This is a genomic window from Streptomyces sp. NBC_00663 (assembly GCF_036226885.1).
Lineage (GTDB): Bacteria > Actinomycetota > Actinomycetes > Streptomycetales > Streptomycetaceae > Streptomyces.
Map to the genome: position 1 here is coordinate 8,365,884 of NZ_CP109027.1, position 16,178 is coordinate 8,382,061.

The 16,178-nt window shown below is 71.2% G+C and carries 16 protein-coding genes; 9 read left to right on the forward strand and 7 right to left on the reverse strand.

The genetic code is table 11. The features are described 5' to 3' along the window. Positions 1-40: 40 nt before the first annotated feature. The 3 genes from OG866_RS38010 to OG866_RS38020 all read right to left on the reverse strand — a co-directional run bounded on the left by OG866_RS38010 (position 41) and on the right by OG866_RS38020 (position 2,906). Entirely contained in the window at positions 41-1,444 is a 1,404-nt protein-coding gene (locus tag OG866_RS38010) for a tannase/feruloyl esterase family alpha/beta hydrolase (protein WP_329341870.1), read from the reverse strand. 153 nt (positions 1,445-1,597) lie between these two features. After that, on the reverse strand, positions 1,598-2,476 hold the full coding sequence (locus OG866_RS38015; RefSeq protein WP_329341871.1) for a hypothetical protein: 879 nt from the start codon (positions 2,474-2,476) through the stop codon (positions 1,598-1,600). Between the two features lie 133 nt (positions 2,477-2,609). Beyond that, positions 2,610-2,906, reverse strand: coding sequence for a hypothetical protein (locus OG866_RS38020; RefSeq protein WP_329341872.1), 297 nt, complete (start codon positions 2,904-2,906; stop codon positions 2,610-2,612). A 102-nt stretch (positions 2,907-3,008) separates the two neighbouring features. Between OG866_RS38020 and OG866_RS38025 the strand changes: the two genes are divergently transcribed. Further along, the gene (locus OG866_RS38025) at positions 3,009-3,905 is read left to right on the forward strand and encodes an oxygenase MpaB family protein (RefSeq protein ID WP_329341873.1); all 897 of its coding nucleotides are present in this window, start codon (positions 3,009-3,011) and stop codon (positions 3,903-3,905) included. On the opposite strand, the gene OG866_RS38030 is transcribed toward OG866_RS38025, so the two are convergent. Next, positions 3,891-4,415: a PadR family transcriptional regulator gene (locus tag OG866_RS38030; RefSeq protein ID WP_329341874.1), complete on the reverse strand. Its 525-nt coding sequence runs from the start codon at positions 4,413-4,415 to the stop codon at positions 3,891-3,893. The genes OG866_RS38025 and OG866_RS38030 overlap by 15 nt on opposite strands. 140 nt (positions 4,416-4,555) lie before the next feature. Here OG866_RS38030 and OG866_RS38035 point away from each other — a divergent pair, with 140 nt between their 5' ends. Further along, complete coding sequence (locus OG866_RS38035) at positions 4,556-5,311, forward strand: alpha/beta fold hydrolase (protein WP_329344487.1); 756 nt, start codon at positions 4,556-4,558, stop codon at positions 5,309-5,311. A gap of 6 nt (positions 5,312-5,317) precedes the next feature. Here OG866_RS38035 and OG866_RS38040 read toward each other — a convergent pair whose 3' ends face one another. Continuing rightward, a complete protein-coding gene (locus OG866_RS38040) occupies positions 5,318-5,917 on the reverse strand; it encodes a class I SAM-dependent methyltransferase (protein WP_329341875.1) in 600 nt (199 codons plus the stop codon). 152 nt (positions 5,918-6,069) lie between these two features. On the opposite strand from OG866_RS38040, the gene OG866_RS38045 reads away from it, so the two are divergent. The 7 genes from OG866_RS38045 to OG866_RS38075 all read left to right on the forward strand — a co-directional run bounded on the left by OG866_RS38045 (position 6,070) and on the right by OG866_RS38075 (position 12,649). After that, positions 6,070-6,843, forward strand: coding sequence for an MHYT domain-containing protein (locus tag OG866_RS38045; protein WP_329341876.1), 774 nt, complete (start codon positions 6,070-6,072; stop codon positions 6,841-6,843). A 43-nt stretch (positions 6,844-6,886) separates the two neighbouring features. Next, entirely contained in the window at positions 6,887-9,460 is a 2,574-nt protein-coding gene (locus OG866_RS38050) for a sensor histidine kinase (protein ID WP_329341878.1), read from the forward strand. Continuing rightward, positions 9,457-9,891: a roadblock/LC7 domain-containing protein gene (locus OG866_RS38055; protein ID WP_329341879.1), complete on the forward strand. Its 435-nt coding sequence runs from the start codon at positions 9,457-9,459 to the stop codon at positions 9,889-9,891. Before OG866_RS38050 ends, OG866_RS38055 begins: the two co-directional genes overlap by 4 nt. 20 nt (positions 9,892-9,911) lie before the next feature. Next, positions 9,912-10,325: a DUF742 domain-containing protein gene (locus tag OG866_RS38060; RefSeq protein ID WP_329341881.1), complete on the forward strand. Its 414-nt coding sequence runs from the start codon at positions 9,912-9,914 to the stop codon at positions 10,323-10,325. A gap of 147 nt (positions 10,326-10,472) precedes the next feature. Further along, complete coding sequence (locus tag OG866_RS38065) at positions 10,473-11,078, forward strand: GTP-binding protein (RefSeq protein ID WP_329341883.1); 606 nt, start codon at positions 10,473-10,475, stop codon at positions 11,076-11,078. A gap of 137 nt (positions 11,079-11,215) precedes the next feature. Further along, positions 11,216-11,629, forward strand: coding sequence for a roadblock/LC7 domain-containing protein (locus OG866_RS38070; RefSeq protein ID WP_059198422.1), 414 nt, complete (start codon positions 11,216-11,218; stop codon positions 11,627-11,629). A 126-nt stretch (positions 11,630-11,755) separates the two neighbouring features. Next, positions 11,756-12,649 carry a DUF6397 family protein gene (locus OG866_RS38075; protein WP_329341885.1) on the forward strand — a complete coding sequence of 298 codons (894 nt, stop codon included), beginning with the start codon at positions 11,756-11,758 and terminating at the stop codon, positions 12,647-12,649. A gap of 34 nt (positions 12,650-12,683) precedes the next feature. On the opposite strand, the gene OG866_RS38080 is transcribed toward OG866_RS38075, so the two are convergent. Together OG866_RS38080 and OG866_RS38085 are read right to left on the reverse strand one after the other, a co-directional pair. Then, entirely contained in the window at positions 12,684-13,553 is an 870-nt protein-coding gene (locus OG866_RS38080) for an acyl-CoA thioesterase (protein ID WP_329341886.1), read from the reverse strand. 19 nt (positions 13,554-13,572) lie between these two features. Further along, positions 13,573-16,086, reverse strand: coding sequence for a DEAD/DEAH box helicase (locus OG866_RS38085; RefSeq protein ID WP_329341888.1), 2,514 nt, complete (start codon positions 16,084-16,086; stop codon positions 13,573-13,575). Positions 16,087-16,178: the final 92 nt, after the last annotated feature.

A 16,178-nucleotide genomic window follows, 5' to 3' on the forward strand; every position in this document is an offset into this window, starting at 1 on the left:
ACCCGTGGGCTACCGGGCCGCCTCGGTCCGGGACCGTGGGCTACCGGGCCGTCGAAGCCCGGTCGTCCAGGGCGCAGGAGTCGACCACGTCGCCGCTCGCGGGCCGGTCAATGACCCGGTCCGAGGGCGGCGGGGTGCCCCGCTCCACCCAGGTCACCAGTGCGTCGAAGGCTGTCCGGAAGCAGGGCAGGATCGGGCGCAGCCGGTCCGGATAGGTGTCGTACAGCCCGTCGACATGCGTGCCGCCCTGGACGGTGTAGTACCGGTGCAGGCGGCCCCGTCCACGCGTGTCGATCATGCGGGCGTAGACATCGGAATCCGCCGCCTTGGGCAGCAGCGCGTCCAGATCGCCGTGCAGCGTGATCAGCGGGCGCCCGATGCGGCCGGTCAGCGCGACCCGGGCCACTGCGCGACGGACCGCCGCGGGACGCGACGCGTAGTCGTAGGCCGCGTCCGTGGCGCAGGGCGCCAGGATCTGCTCCGTGGTCGTCCCGGCGGTCGGGCCAGGACACTCGGGGTCGTAGGCCGGGTCGAACTCGGCGCGGTAGATCTTCTGCGTGATGCCCCAGTAGGCCTTCTCGTGGTACGGCCACAGGAACTCGGAGCCATGCGTGAAGCCCGCCGCGTACATGTCCTCGTCCGTCGCCGCGCCGGTCGTCCGGGCCACGGCCGTGGGCAGCGAGGTGAGCAGGCCGGCGCCGTCCTCGGTCCACAGGGCACCTTCCCAGTCCACCCCGCCGTCGTACAGCTCCGGATGGTTCTCCAGCTGCCAGCGCGTCAGATAACCGCCGTTGGAGATCCCCGTCATGTACGTCCGCCGCGGCGACCGCCCGTAGCGCTGGGCGACGACGCGCTCGGCCGCGCGCGTGAGTTGGGTGGTGCGCGCGTTCCACTCGACGACCGCGTCGCCCGGGCGGGTGCCGTCGCGGTAGAAATCGGCACCGTTGTTGCCCTTGTCGGTCGCGGCGTACGCGTAGCCCTCGGCGAGCACCCGGTCGGAGATCGCCTTGTCCGTCGCGTACTGCCTGCGCGTCCCCGGGGCGCCCGTGACGACCAGCCCGCCGTTCCAGTGGTCCGGCAGCCGGATCACGAACTGGGCGTCGTGCTGCCAGCCGTGGGTGGCGTTGGAGTGCGAGGAGTCCGGGAAGTAGCCGTCGATCTGCATCCCGGGCACCCCGGACGGCGTCCGTGTCGCCCGGGCCGTGAGGCCCGCCTGGTCGGCCAGGTCGGTGTACGGAGTGCCGGCCAGGCCGGTCGTGGTCAGGTCCGCGAGGCAGGCGCTCTGTTGGAAGGCGGCACCCGGCACGCGGGTCCCCTCATGGCGCGCGCAGTCACCGGCCGCGACGTCCGTGTCCGCGGCGGGAGCCGGCAGGGCGAGGGCTGTCGTCAGAGCTGTCGTCACCAAGGTGGTGGCGATGAGGGGAACACCTCGGGACACACGCATGAGCGGCCTCCAGGACGGGGCGGGGAGTCGAGAGCTGCCCCATGGTGCGAGTGCGCCGCCGCGTCATCCATGGGTCGGGGCCACATGGAATGACGCCGCGGCATGGGTGCCCCGCGGTGAACCGCTTGTCCCGGTGAGTGCTGCCGCCCCCGCTCAGAGCGGCCGTACGGCCATCTTGTCGAGCGCCTCCAACAGCCCCGGCAGTTCCGGGCCGCGGCCGACCGGGAGGACCTCGCCGGGTTCGTCGTCCAGCAGGACGAAGGCGATGTCGTCGGTCCTGGCCACCAGCGACCAGCCGGGGCCGTCCGCGCGGAGCGTGCGGGCGTCCCCGGGCGCGAACGACGACCGGACCCGGCCCAGCGGCGGCGGTGTGTCCACGTATCCGCGGGCCTCCGCGAGCACGCGCCGGATGCCCTGATGCCCTCCACTGCTTTCGGCGTTCTCGACCGGCTCGGCGCCCTCCGCCGTCTCTTCGGCCTCCCCGGCTCCCTCGGTCTCCTCGGCGTCCTTGGCCGCCCCCGGCACCGGGAACTCGGCGTCGTTGATCTGCTCCCGCCACAGAGACCACTGCACGGCGATCTCGTCCGCGCCCAGGCGCCGCTGAGCCGGCCCCCACGTGGAGGCGTCCGGCGGCGTCAGCGGCGGTCGGTCGGCGACCTCCGGGCCGGGATCGTGCGGCGCGGGCACCCCCGGCGCCGCGACGGCCACGGCGAGCGGCCACCCCGGCAGGGCGGCGACGACCGTGTGCTCCTCGGGAGACAGGTCGTACTCCATGCCGCAGTCCCACGACGCGATGGCGACGGCGACCAGCGAGACGTCGTCGATGACGACCGTCCAACGGGAGCCGTCGCCGTCCTGGCCGAGCACCAGGCCGTATCCGTCGGCGAGCGGCGCGAGACCGAGCGCCGCACAGGCCTCCGGATAGTCGTCGCCCAGCACGCTCGGGAACTTCGCCGGCGTCAGCAGCACCGCCGTGAGCACATAGAGCGCATCGTCCGCGGCGGCGACGGCGTCCTCGTCCGTCCCTGCCATCCCAGCCTCCCCATCGGTTCGTCCAACGGCGCGCACCCTAGTGCGAGCGGAAGCAGCTTGTCACGACTCCCCTGCACCCCGGAGCTGCTGTTTTCCGGCCGGACGGGGCGAATCGACACGGTTTCCCCGTCCTTCAGGCCGCCGGCAGCCCCAGCAGGGCACGGGCCACAGCCTGCGGCGACTCGTCGCGCTCCCGCGCGAGCGCGATCACAGCCCGGCAGGCCAGCTCGCTCACCCCGAACGACAAGGCCTCCGGCGACACCCAGCCCGCGGCCTCGTCGATCTGCTCCTGGTCGTCCTCCGCACAGGCCGACACATAGACGGCCGCGGCCTCGAACAGATTGTGGCCGCGCCTGTCCCGGTCGCTGTCGCTCTCGGTGCGCACGGTTTTGACGAACCCGGCGAACGACTTGCGCATCCTGCCCCACATGCTGACCACCTTCCCCCTGCGTGGTTGCCGCCTCGACCGATCGTTCATCTTCCCCTGCTCAACGTAGAGTTGGAGCTTCGACGGCAGAAGGGGGACGCTGCGGTGAAGCGGTTCGAGCGGCTCGAGCGGATACGGCGGATGGACCCGCACGAGGACGCCTCGGAGATCTACCGGCTGATGACCGCCTACGAGTTCCCCTGGGACTTCACTCGATCCCTGGAACTGGCCCTCTATCGCACCTACGCCGTCCCGAGCATCGGACGGCTGCTCGCCGAGACGGCGGAGCTCACGGACCGGGCGCAGAAACGGTACGACGACACCTCGCTGCTCCTGGACGCCGTCGTCGAGCACGGCTTCGGCAGCGAAGAGGGCCGTACGGCGATCCGCCGCATCAACCAGATGCACCGCAGCTACGACATCACCAACGACGACATGCGTTACGTCCTGTGCACCTTCGTCGTGATGCCCAGACGGTGGATCGACACCTACGCATGGCGTCGACTGTCACGTCACGAGGTGGCCGCCTCGGTCGTCCACTACCGCGCCCTGGGGCGGCACATGGGCATCACGGACATCCCCGAGACCTACGAGGAGTTCGAGGCCTGCCTCGACGCCTACGAGGAGGCCCACTTCGGCTGGGACGAGGGCGCGAGGCGCGTCTCCGACGCCACGATCGACCTGATGGCGTCCTGGTACCCGCGCCCTCTGGCACCCCTGCTGAAGGCCTCGACGCGCGCCCTCCTCGACGAGTCGCTGCTGCGCGCCTTCCGCTACCCGGCGCCCGGCGCGGCGACCCGCACCCTTGTGCGGGGCGCGGTGCGACTGCGCGGCCGTGCGGTCCGGCTGCTCCCACCGCGCCGCGCACCGCACTTCGCCCGGCAGAACTGGGAGATCAAGGGCTACCCGGACGGCTACCGGCTGGCGGATCTCGGTACCCGCCCGACCCCGGGCGTACGCGGGTGCCCGGTACCGCACCGGGACGGATCAGCCGTCGAGTGAGTCCAGCGTCTCCCGCAGCCAGGTGAGTTCGGCGCGGGACGTGGCGCGCGCGATCGTCAGGATCCCGCGCCGGAACGGATCGTCCAACTCCTCGGCGCTCAGGGGCCGGTCGCCCTCGTAGAAGAAGCTCGCGGGCTCCTCCAGGAACGCCAGCCTGCGCCGCAGCACGGCCGCCTGCGCGGGCGCGTCCGCCAGGTGCCGGAGGAACGCGAGCAGCGTGAACCAGCGGTTCTCGTCGGTGATGTCGCGCTGCACCGGCTCGGCGAGCCGGCGGCGCAGATCGCGACGGCCGTCCTCGGTGAGCGTCAGCACATGGCGGGGTGCGGCGACGGAACCGGGCTCCGTCGCGCGCTCCAGCAGCCCGGCCTTCTCCAGGCGCTTGATCGCCGGGTAGAGCGTGCTCTCCGCCACCGGCTTCACGTGCCCGGTGAGCGCTGTGATGCGTTTGCGCAGCTCGTAGCCGTGCAGAGGGGCGTCGTACAGGAATCCGAGGATGGCGAGCTCCAGCATGCCCGCATTCTGCCGTACCCACGGTGTACATCGCTCGGTGTATACATCGCCCTCGCTATACCCCGCCTTCTCGATATTTTGTTTTCGCTATACCTCGTAACCGATGTATCCTCATCGTGACGTCACTGAGGGAGGACGCGATGGAGCAGGCCGAGTTCGACACCAAGGGAAGCTGTATCCGCTGGACGGAGGTGCCCGGCGAGGAACCCGCGCGCGTGTACGTGCACGGGCTGGGCTCGATCTCCTCCGTGTACCACGCCCATGTCGCCGCCCGGCCCGAACTCGCGGGCAGGCGCAGCCTGTTCGTGGACCTGCCCGGGCACGGCATCAGCGACCGGCCCGAGCACTTCGGCTACACGCTGGAGGAGCACGCCGACGCCCTGGCGGCGGCGCTGGACGCGGCGGAGCTCACCGGCGCCGAGGTGATCGGGCACAGCATGGGCGGCGCCGTCGCGATCGTGCTCGCCCACCGGCGACCCGAGCTGGTCTCCCGCCTGGTGCTCACGGAGGCCAACCTGGACGCCTTCCCGCCGCCCGCCGCGGGAAGCAGTGGCATCGCCTCCTACGAGGAGGATGCCTTCGTCGACGGCGGCCACGCGCGCGTGCTCGAAAGCGTCGGACCAATGTGGGCCGCGACCATGCGGCTGGCCGACCCGCGCGCCCTGCACCGCTCGGCGGCCGGGCTGCGGCGTGGATCGGACCCCGTGATGCGCACGATCGTGGAGGGGCTCTCCGTCGACCGCGTTTATATGCAAGGCGAGTTGAGCGGCGAACTCGAAGGCCGTGAGGCGCTGGAGGTCGCCGGGGTGCGGGTGGTGACCGTGCCCGGCGCCGGGCACAACGTCATGTTCGACAACCCCGACGCGTTCGTGGCGGCGGTCGCCGGGCGGCTGTGAGGGAGGTCAGCCCTCGCGCACGGCCAGCGCCAGGAACCGGGCGTCCTCGTCGGTGTACGACGTCAGGCGCCACCCCGAACCGGCCAGCAGGGGCCGGAGGTTGGGCTCCGCGCGCAGGTCGCCCGGAGTGATCTGCCGGCCCTGCCTGGCCGCGAGCGCCGCCCTGCCGATCGGGTGGAACAGCGCCAGGATGCCGCCCGGACGCACCACGCGCGCCAACTCCCGCAGATTCACCGCCGGATCAGGCAGGTGGGAGATCAACCCCGCCCCGAACACCGCGTCCAGGGACTCGGAGCGCACCGGCAGCGCGGCCACGTCGGCGAGCAGCAGCTGCGCGTCCCGGTCCCGTCCCGCCCGTACGGCGGCCTGGAGCATGGCCGGGGTGAGATCGGCGCCGAGGACCGCTCCCGAGGGCCCCACGGCCGCACGCAGGGGCGTCAGGGCACGTCCGGTGCCGCAGCCGGCGTCGAGCACGCGGTCGCCCTCGCGCAGCCCGAGCTCGGCGACCGCGGTCGCGTAGGCGGGGCCGTCGTCGGGGAACCGGGTGTCCCAGTCGGCGGCCCGCGCGCCGAAGAACTCCTGGACGTGTGTGTGGTCGTCGCTCATGTTCCGCATGATCTCTCACCGACAAGGGTGACGCTTCTGCGCGCATGTTCGAGCGGGACGCGATCGTTCAGGTACAGCGCTGCGTCATATTCCAACACCTTTCGAAATGCGCCCCCTTTGTGCTCCCGTGCCCCGACTAGCGTCCCGTGGCCATGGGACACCTGGACCACGCAGCCCTCGGCTGGCTGACCCCCGTGCTGTCGTACGTGATGGCCTGTATCGGCGCCGCACTCGGCCTGCGCTGCACCATGCGCGCGCTCGGCGCCACCGGACGCTCGCGCCGCAACTGGCTCATCACCGCCGCCTCGGCGCTCGGCACCGGCATCTGGACCATGCACTTCGTGGCCATGCTCGGCTTCAGCGTCAGCGGCACCGACATCCGCTACGACGTGCCGCTCACCATCGTGAGCCTGCTCGTCGCCATGATCGTCGTCTGTGCCGGTGTCTTCGCCGTCGGCTACAGCCGTGACCGGACCCGCGCGCTCCTCCTCGGCGGACTCACCACCGGACTCGGCGTCGCCAGCATGCACTACCTGGGCATGGCCGCCGTACGTCTGCACGGGCAGGTGCGCTACGACCCGATGCTCGTCGGACTCTCCGTGCTCATCGCCGTCGTGGCCGCGACAGCCGCGCTGTGGGCGGCGCTCAACATCAAGTCGCCCGTCGCCGTCACCATCGCCTCCCTGATCATGGGAGCCGCGGTGAGCAGCATGCACTACACCGGGATGTTCGCGGTGAGCGTCCGGGTCACGCCGTCCGGCGCCGCGCTGTCCGGGGCGACGGCGATGCAGTTCATCTTCCCGCTCGCCGTCGGCCTCGGGTCCTATCTGTTCCTGACCTCGGCCTTCGTCGCGCTGTCGCCCTCCACCGGCGAGCGCGAGGCAACCGCCTCGGCTCAGCAGGCGGTCGAGCGCGTCGCCCACTGAGGGCCCTCCGGGCAAGCCGAACCACTCTCCGAGGCAGGAGGCCATGCGAACTCCCCGTAGGACCCCCACGACCGGCTCCGAGTCACCATCCGCAGCCCCGGCCCGCGGCCGCCGCGCCCACGCCGGACAACCGGCCGACGAAGGCCAGGACGAGCCGCTGGGTGCCGCCCCCGACGACCCGCCCACGCGCGCGGAAGGCTGGCGGATACGCCCGCGCACCGTACGCGCCAAGATCGTCTGCCTGTTGATGGTGCCGGTCGTCTCCCTGCTGGCCCTGTGGGCGTACGCCACCGTCAGCACCGCCCAGGACGTCTCCCGGCTGAGGCAGTTGCAGCGCGTCGACTCCGAGATCCGCACGCCCGTGGCGGCGGCCGTCGCCGCCCTCCAGGCCGAGCGCGAGGCGGCGGTCGGCTATGCCACCGACCCGGCCGACAACCGCGCCGGCGACCTCAAGTCCCTCGCGGAACGCACCGACCAAGCCGTCGCCGAACTGCGGCTCGGCGAGGGCAACACCGTCGCCGAGAGCGAGGAACTGCCGGCCGGGGTGGCCCAGCGCCTTGAGGCCTTCGTCAGCGGCGCCGAGGATCTGCGCTCCCTGCGGACCGCGGTCCTCGACCGCCGGAGCGGCTGGGACGAGACCTACGGGCGGTACACGCGCACCATCACGAAGGCCTTCGCCGTCGGCGGCGCCCTCACCGGCATCCAGGACGCCCAACTCGGCTCCGACGCGCGCGTGCTGCTGGAGTTCTCCCGCGCGGGCGAGGCTTTGGCCCAGGAGGACGTGGTGCTCTCCAGCGCCCGGCTCGCCGGACGCCTGGACGGACAGCGGCTGCGACTGTTCACCGGGGCCGTCGACACCCGCCGCGCGCTCACCGAGTCCGCCGTCGCCGATCTGCGCGGCTCCGAACGCGCCGCCTGGCAGGCCCTCGCCGACGGTGGCGACTACGGCGCCGTCGCCGCCGTCGAGGACAGGGTCCTCGCGAGCCGGGCGGGCACCTCCGCGATCGCCTCGGCACCCGAGGCCATCTGGACCAAGGCACACACGCGCGTGCAGGGCGGGATGCGGACCATCGAGGCGGACGCCGGACGCGGGGTCGCGGACCGGGCCGACCCGTTCACCCGTGGTCTGCTCACCCCGGCGGGCGCCGCCGTGCTGTTCGGCCTCGCCGCCGTCGCCGCCTCCCTGGTCATCTCCGTCCGCATCGGACGAGGGCTCGTCGTCGAGCTGGTGAGCCTGCGCAACAGCGCCCTGGAGATCGCCCGGCGCAAACTCCCCGAGGCCATGCGGAAACTGCGCGCCGGGGAGGAGATCGACGTCCGGGCGGAGGCTCCGCCGGGGCCGCCCGCCGAGGACGAGACGGGGCAGGTCGCCGAGGCCCTCGGCACCGTGCACCGCGCCGCTCTGCGGGCCGCCGTGGAGCGTGCCGAACTCGCCAGTGGCATCTCCGGGGTGTTCGTCAACCTCGCCCGGCGCAGTCAGGTGCTGGTCCACCGTCAACTCAGCCTCCTGGACAGCATGGAACGCCGCTCCGAGGACCCCGGCGAGCTGAGCGACCTCTTCCGCCTCGACCACCTCACCACCCGTATGCGACGGCACGCGGAGAGCCTGATCATCCTCTCCGGGGCCGCACCCGGCCGCGCCTGGCGCATGCCCGTCTCCCTGACCAACGTGGTCCGCGCGGCCGTCTCGGAGGTCGAGGACTACGCGCGCGTGGAGGTACGACAGCTCCCCGAGGCATCCGTCGTGGGCGGTGCCGTCGCCGACCTCACCCACCTCCTCGCGGAGATCGTCGAGAACGCCGCACAGTTCTCACCCCCGCACACCCGCGTGCGTGTCACCGGCGAACCCGTCGGCAACGGCTACGCGATCGAGGTCGAGGACCGCGGACTCGGCATGGGCCAGGAGACCCTCGCCGAGGCCAACCGCCGCATCGAACAGTCCGAGGCGCTCGACCTCTTCGACAGCGACCGGCTCGGCTTGTTCGTGGTCAGCAGGCTCGCGGCCCGCCATGGCATCAAGGTGCACCTGCGTACCTCGCCCTACGGCGGTACCACCGCGGTCGTCCTGCTGCCCACCGCCCTGCTGCACAGCGGCGCGGAGGAACGTTCCCCTCGCAGGACCGCCGATCCTGAACGCGAGTACGCGCGTGTGCCCGCCGCCGTCCGCCTCCAGGAGTCCGTCCACGCGTCGGTCGACCGGCCCGCCCTGGTGGCGCCCGCGCCGACCGTGGCGGAGAACACCGCGACGGCCAGGGCGGAGAGCACCGCGACGGCGAGGGCGGAGGCGGCGAGCGACACCCCGCCCCCCGGAGTCGCCACCTTGCGTCTGCACCGCCCCCCGGAGGACACCCCCGCACCGGAGGCGGACACCTCGGACGACCTCCCGCGCCGGGTCCGGCAGGCAAACCTGGCTCCTCAGCTGCGTGCGCCGCGCACCGAGGAATCCGAGCCTCAGCCCGGCCCCCGGGGCGAGGACCGGCGCACCCCCGAGCTCGTACGGGACCGTATGGCGGCCTACCGCGACGGCTGGGCACGCGGCGGCGGCCGACGGCCCGGCCGCGGCGCCGCCCCGGAGCCCCGCGCGGCAAGAGACAGCAGCGAAGGAGACCCCGCATGATCCAGGACCCGGGCATGAGGGCCGCACAGCGGTCCGGCGAACTCGACTGGCTGCTGGACGACCTGGTGCTGCGCGTCAGCGAGGTACGGCACGCCGTGGTGCTGTCCAACGACGGTCTCGCCGTCGGCTCGTCGACCGACCTGCGCCGCGAGGACGCGGAACACCTCGCCGCGGTCGCCTCCGGCTTCCACAGCCTGGCCAAGGGCGCCGGGCGCCACTTCGGCGCGGGCGGGGTCCGGCAGACGATGGTCGAGATGGACGACGGCTTCCTGTTCGTGGCCGCCGCGGGCGACGGCTCCTGCCTCGCCCTCCTCACCGGCGTCACCGCCGACATCGGGCTCGTCGCCTACGAGATGGCCCGACTGGTCAAACGCGTGGGTGAGCACCTGTACACCGCGCCGCGGATGGCCGCGCGGCCACCGGCCGGATGAGACGAGAAGGCGGTCCGCTCATGACGGAGGACATGACGGGCGCCCCGCGCGAGCAGGGCAGCCAGTGGTACGACGGCGAGGCCGGGCCCCTCGTCCGCCCGTACGCCATGACGGGCGGACGGACCAAGCCCGGCCCCACCGGGGTGCGTTTCGACCTCATCGCCCTCGTCACCCTGGACACGGCGGCACCCACGCCCGGCGAGGACACCTCACTGGGGCCGGAGCATCGGGCACTGATCGAACTGTGCCGCGTCGAGACCCAGTCGGTCGCCGAACTCGCCGCGGGCGCGGATCTGCCCCTGGGCGTGGTGCGCGTGCTGCTCGGCGACCTCCTGGAACTCGGCTGTGTCATCGTCAGCCGTCCCGTGCCGCCCGCACAGCTTCCTGACGAACGGATTCTGCGCGAGGTCATCGAGGGACTGCGAGCTCTGTAGATGAAACTTCGAAAGCTCATGTGCACGACTCGGTCACATCGGTCAAATAGCGGTCCAACCCCCCGTAGGGGTACCGCAGTTGTCATCATGCTGACTTCACGCACCTGCACCGCCGACCGTTGCCGGCACTCCCGAGAGAAGTGATCGATGGTCTCCGAGCACTCCGATGCCCAGGGCGGCGAGCCGACCGCGCTGGCGTTGAAGATACTGGTCGCCGGTGGGTTCGGCGTGGGCAAGACCACCCTGGTGGGCGCGGTCAGCGAGATCAGGCCGCTGCGGACCGAGGAACTGCTCAGCGAGGCAGGCCAGTTGGTGGACGACACCGACGGCGTGGACCAGAAGGTCACGACGACGGTCGCCATGGACTTCGGCCGCATCACCATCCGCTCCGGTCTCTCCCTCTATCTCTTCGGCACCCCCGGGCAGGACCGTTTCTGGTTCCTGTGGGACGAGCTGTCGCAGGGGGCCCTCGGCGCCGTCGTCCTCGCGGACACCCGACGTCTTGAGGACTGCTTCCCCGCGGTCGACTACTTCGAGCACCGGCACATCCCGTTCGTGGTGGCCGTCAACTGCTTCTCGGGCGCCCGCACCTACGGCGCCCAGGACGTCTCGCGCGCCCTCGATCTGGACGGCGGGACTCCGGTGGTGCTGTGCGACGCCCGGGACCGGGACTCGGGGAAGGAGGTGCTGATCCGGCTCGTCGAGTACGCCGGGCGGATGCACACCGCCCGGCTCCTCGACTCGGTGGGCTGAACGCGGTCAAGTGACCGAAGGCCGCCGTTCCTTACCTGTGCCTTGCCCTGTCCTCCTTGCCCCCGGCACCGGTCGTCCGCAAGGGTGGCGAGAAGCTCCTCCGGCCAGGGGGAGACGGCACACGGGGAGACGGAAACATGGCGCAGAACCAGGGACTCGGCTGGCTGCTGGACGATCTGACCGAGCGCGTCGACCATGTCCGGCACGCGTTGGTGCTGTCCAACGACGGCCTGGTCGCGGGGGCCAGCACGGGTCTGCGGCGCGAGGACGCCGAGCACCTCGCCGCCGTCGCGTCCGGACTGCACAGCCTGGCCAAGGGTTCCGGCCGGCACTTCGGCGCGGGCAGAGTCCGTCAGACGATGGTCGAGTTCGACGACGCGGTGCTGTTCGTCACCGCCGCGGGCACCGGCAGCTGCCTGTGCGTGCTCAGCGGCGCGCAGGCCGACATCGGTCAGATCGCCTACGAGATGACCCTCCTCGTCAACCGGGTCGGCGAGCACCTCGGCGTGGATGTCCGCCAGCCCGAGCGGAGCCCGGCCGCAGACCTCTGACCTGCTGATTTACCGTTCCCCGTGGAGTTATCCACAGGCTCGCACCGAGATTCGCCGGACCGGCTACGGTTTTTGTCACGGCGAACGCACACAGCGTGAGCACCGACTCCACGGGGGAGTACGACCATGGCAGGCAGCACCCTCACCAGGCCCCAGCAGCTCTCGTTCACTCCGGGCCGCGCGGCCCGGGAACTGGGCCTCAAGCGGAACGAGTTCGACCTGGCGGTCCATCTCGGCCATATCCGGACCGTCCCCGACGAAGGCGGAGGGGGCCCAAGGGTCGCCCGCTCCGAGACCGACCGGGTGCGTGCCGCGGACGGCTTCCCCGAAGCGCTCCTGAAGCGCGTGCGGGTCGTCGGCACCACCGAGGGCGCGGAGGCCATGGACATCCCCGTCGGCCGCTTCACCCGGTTGGCGCGCCTGGGTGTGGTGACTCCGGTGCGCTTCTATCTCAACCGGTACCGCGCCGTCGTCTGGCTCTATCTCGCCGAGGAACTCGCCCAGTTCGCCGCCGACGAGCAGAACACCGCGCTCCTGCACGCCCGTCGCATGCCCGAAGGAATGCGGGGCCTGCTGGACGAGGGCGTGGACCTGCGTCCGCGCAACTGGCGTGCCCGGCACCGGGAGTTCCTGCTGCGGTCGGCCGACGGCCCGTGGGAGAGCGCCGGAGCCCTCGCCGCCTTCCTCGACCCCGTCGAGATCGCGGAGCTCGTCCGCGACCCGTACGAGCGCTCCTATCTGAACCGCTTCCGGCCGACGCCACCGCACCAGGGCGCACCGGGCACGCCCGCCGCGCACCTCACCGAGCGGATCATGACGGCCGACGACCCGGACGAGATCAGCCGGCTGCGGCGTGATCTCGCCCAAGCCCTGGAGGACGCCCGGACGGTCCGGCCCGCGCCACGCCCCGCGGGGGAACAGCGGCCGAGCGCGACACCGCCACCGCCCCCGCCCGACGAGCCCGCGCAGCACGAGGCACCCCGAGGGCTGCTGGGCTGGCTGCGCCGCAGAAGCGCGTGACCCGGGCGCGCGAACCGCAGGTGCACTCCCGGTCCTACAGCGCCCGGAACAGCCCTTCCTGGACGACGGACACCAGCAGGTGGCCCTCCACGTCGTAGATCCGCCCACGCGCCAGACCTCGCCCGCCGGTCGCGATCGGGGACTCCTGGTCGTACAGGAACCACTCGTCCGCGCGGAACGGCCGGTGGAACCACATGGCGTGATCCAACGAGGCGATGTCGAAGCTGCGCGGACCCCACAGGGGCTCGACCGGGATGCGTACGGCGTCCAGGAGCGTCATGTCGCTGGCGTACGTCAGCGCGCAGGTGTGCACGACCGGGTCGTCCCCGAGCGGCCCGACCGCGCGCATCCACACCGCGCTGCGCGGTTCGGCGTCCTTGACCTCCTCGGGCGTCCAGCGCAGCCGGTCCACATAGCGGATGTCGAAGGGCTGACGGCGCGCCATCCGTTCCAACTGCTCCGGCAGTGCCCCCAGATGCTCACGGATCTCCTCCGTGACCGTCGGCAGGGACTCGGGATCCGGGACCTTGCGCGCCGGCGGCAGCTGATGCTCGAACGACCCTTCCTCAGGCTTGTGAAAGGAGGCGGTGAGATTGAAGATCGTGCGGCCCTGCTGCACGGCGGTGACCCGGCGGGTGGTGAACGACCGGCCGTCCCGCACCCGTTCGACCTGGTACACGATCGGCACGCCCGGCCGCCCGGGACGCAGGAAGTACGCGTGCAGCGAGTGCACCGGCCGGTCGCCCTCGGTGGTGCGGGCGGCGGCGACCAGCGCCTGCCCCGCGACCTGCCCGCCGAAGACCCGCTGCAAGGACTCCTGCGGGCTGCGGCCACGGAAGATGTTGACCTCGATCTGCTCCAGGTCGAGCAGGTCGACCAGGCGCTCGGCCGGGTTCGTCGTCATGAGTGCGTTTCTCCTGTGCTCACAGCTGGCCGACGGCGGTGACCCGGACGACCGCGCGGCCCTCGGCGTCGGATGCCGTCAGGTCGACCTCCGCGCTGACGCCCCAGTCGTGGTCGTCGTTCGGGTCGTCGAAGATCTGCCGGACGCGCCACAGACGGTTCTCCGGTTCCTCCTCGATGATGAGCAGCTTGGGGCCGCGGGCGTCGGGGCCGGTGCCGAGGTCGTCGTACTCGTCCCAGTACTTGTCCATGGCCTCGCCCCACGCGTCGGCGTCCCAGCCGGCCTCGCCGTCCAACTCGCCGAGCTCCTCGACCTGGTCCAGGGCGGCGAGCTCGACCCGGCGGAACATGGCGTTGCGGACCAGGACCCGGAAGGCGCGCGCGTTGGTGGTGACCGGCTTGACCTCGTCGGCCCGCTCCTGGGCCTCCTCGGCGGTCATCACCTCCGGGTTGGCGAGCTGCTCCCACTCGTCGAGCAGACTGGAGTCGACCTGGCGGACCATCTCGCCGAGCCACTCGATCAGATCCTGGAGATCCTCCGACTTGAGGTCGTCCGGGATGTTGTGGTCGAGGGTCTTGTAGGCGCTCGCGAGGTAGCGCAGCACGATGCCCTCGGTCCGGGCGAGCTCGTAGAAGGACACCAACTCCGTGAAGGACATCGCCCGTTCGTACATGTCACGGATGACGGACTTCGGGGAGAGCGGATGGTCGCCGACCCAGGGGTGGCTCTTGCGGTAGGTGTCGTACGCGTGGAAGAGCAGCTCCTCCAGCGGCTTCGGGTACGAGATGTCCTGGAGACGCTCCATCCGCTCCTCGTACTCGATGCCGTCGGCCTTCATCGCGGCGACGGCCTCGCCCTTCGCCTTGTTCAACTGGGCGACGAGGATCTGCCGCGGGTCGTCCAGCGTCGACTCGACGACGGAGACCATGTCCAGGGCGTAGGACGGCGATTCGGGGTCGAGGAGCTCGAACGCGGCGAGCGCGAAGGTGGACAGCGGCTGGTTCAGCGCGAAGTCCTGCTGGAGGTCCACGGTGAGCCGGACGATACGACCGCTGGCGTCCGGCTCGTCCAGCTTCTCGACGATGCCGCCGTCCAGCAGCGAGCGGTAGATGGCGATCGCCCGCCGGATGTGCTTGAGCTGCTGCTTGCGCGGCTCGTGGTTGTCCTCCAACAGATGCCGCATCGCGTCGAAGGCGTTGCCGGGGCGGGCGATCACCGACAGCAGCATCGTGTGCGTGACCCGGAAGCGGGACGTCAGCGGCTCGGGGTCGGAGGCGATGAGCTTGTCGAAGGTGTTCTCCGTCCAGGCGACGAAGCCCTCCGGCGCCTTCTTGCGGACCACCTTGCGGCGCTTCTTCGGGTCGTCGCCGGCCTTGGCGAGCGCCTTCTCGTTCTCGACGACGTGCTCGGGCGCCTGGGCGACGACGAAGCCCGCCGTGTCGAAGCCGGCCCGCCCGGCGCGGCCGGCGATCTGGTGGAACTCGCGGTTGCGCAGGGTGCGGACACGGTTGCCGTCGTACTTGGTGAGGGCCGTGAACAGCACGGTGCGGATGGGGACGTTGACGCCCACGCCGAGCGTGTCGGTGCCGCAGATGACCTTCAGCAGACCGGCCTGCGCGAGCTTCTCCACCAGACGCCGGTACTTGGGCAGCATGCCGGCGTGATGGACCCCGATGCCGTGCCGTACGTAACGGGAGAGGTTGCGGCCGAACTTGGTGGTGAAGCGGAAGTTGCCGATGAGGTCGGCGATCTGCTCCTTCTCCTCCTTCGAGCACATGTTGATGCTCATCAGCGCCTGCGCCCGCTCCACGGCCTGCGCCTGTGTGAAGTGCACGATGTAGACCGGCGCCTGCTTGGTCTGGAGGAGCTCGGTGAGCGTCTCGGTGAGCGGAGTGAACTTGTACTCGTAGGAGAGCGGTACCGGACGGGTCGCCGAGCGGACCACCGCCGTCGGACGGCCGGTGCGCCGGGTGAGGTCCTCTTCGAACATCGAGACGTCGCCGAGCGTGGCCGACATCAGGATGAACTGCGCCTGCGGCAGCTCCAGGATCGGGATCTGCCAGGCCCAGCCCCGGTCGCCCTCCGCGTAGAAGTGGAACTCGTCCATCACCACCTGGCCGACGTCCGCCTGCTTGCCGTCGCGCAGCGCGATCGACGCGAGCACCTCGGCGGTGCAGCAGATGACGGGGGCGTCGGCGTTGACGGAGGCGTCGCCGGTGAGCATGCCGACGTTCTCGGTGCCGAAGATCTTGCACAGCTCGAAGAACTTCTCCGAGACCAGCGCCTTGATCGGAGCCGTGTAGAAGGTGACCTCGTCACGGGCGAGCGCGGCGAAGTGCGCGGCCGCCGCGATCATGCTCTTGCCGGAGCCGGTGGGCGTCGACACGATCACGTTCGCCCCGGAGACCACCTCGATCAGCGCCTCCTCCTGATGGGGGTAGAGCGTGAGCCCGCGCTCCCCGGCCCACGACTCGAAGGCTTCGTAGAGGGCGTCGGGGTCTGCGGTCTGCGGCAGCTGATCGATGAGGGTCACCCACCCATCTTGCCTGCCGTTGCCCACTACAGGGGAATCGGATGCGGGTACGAAGATCACGAGCAGTACGCTGTGTCGCCGACGAGGCGTCA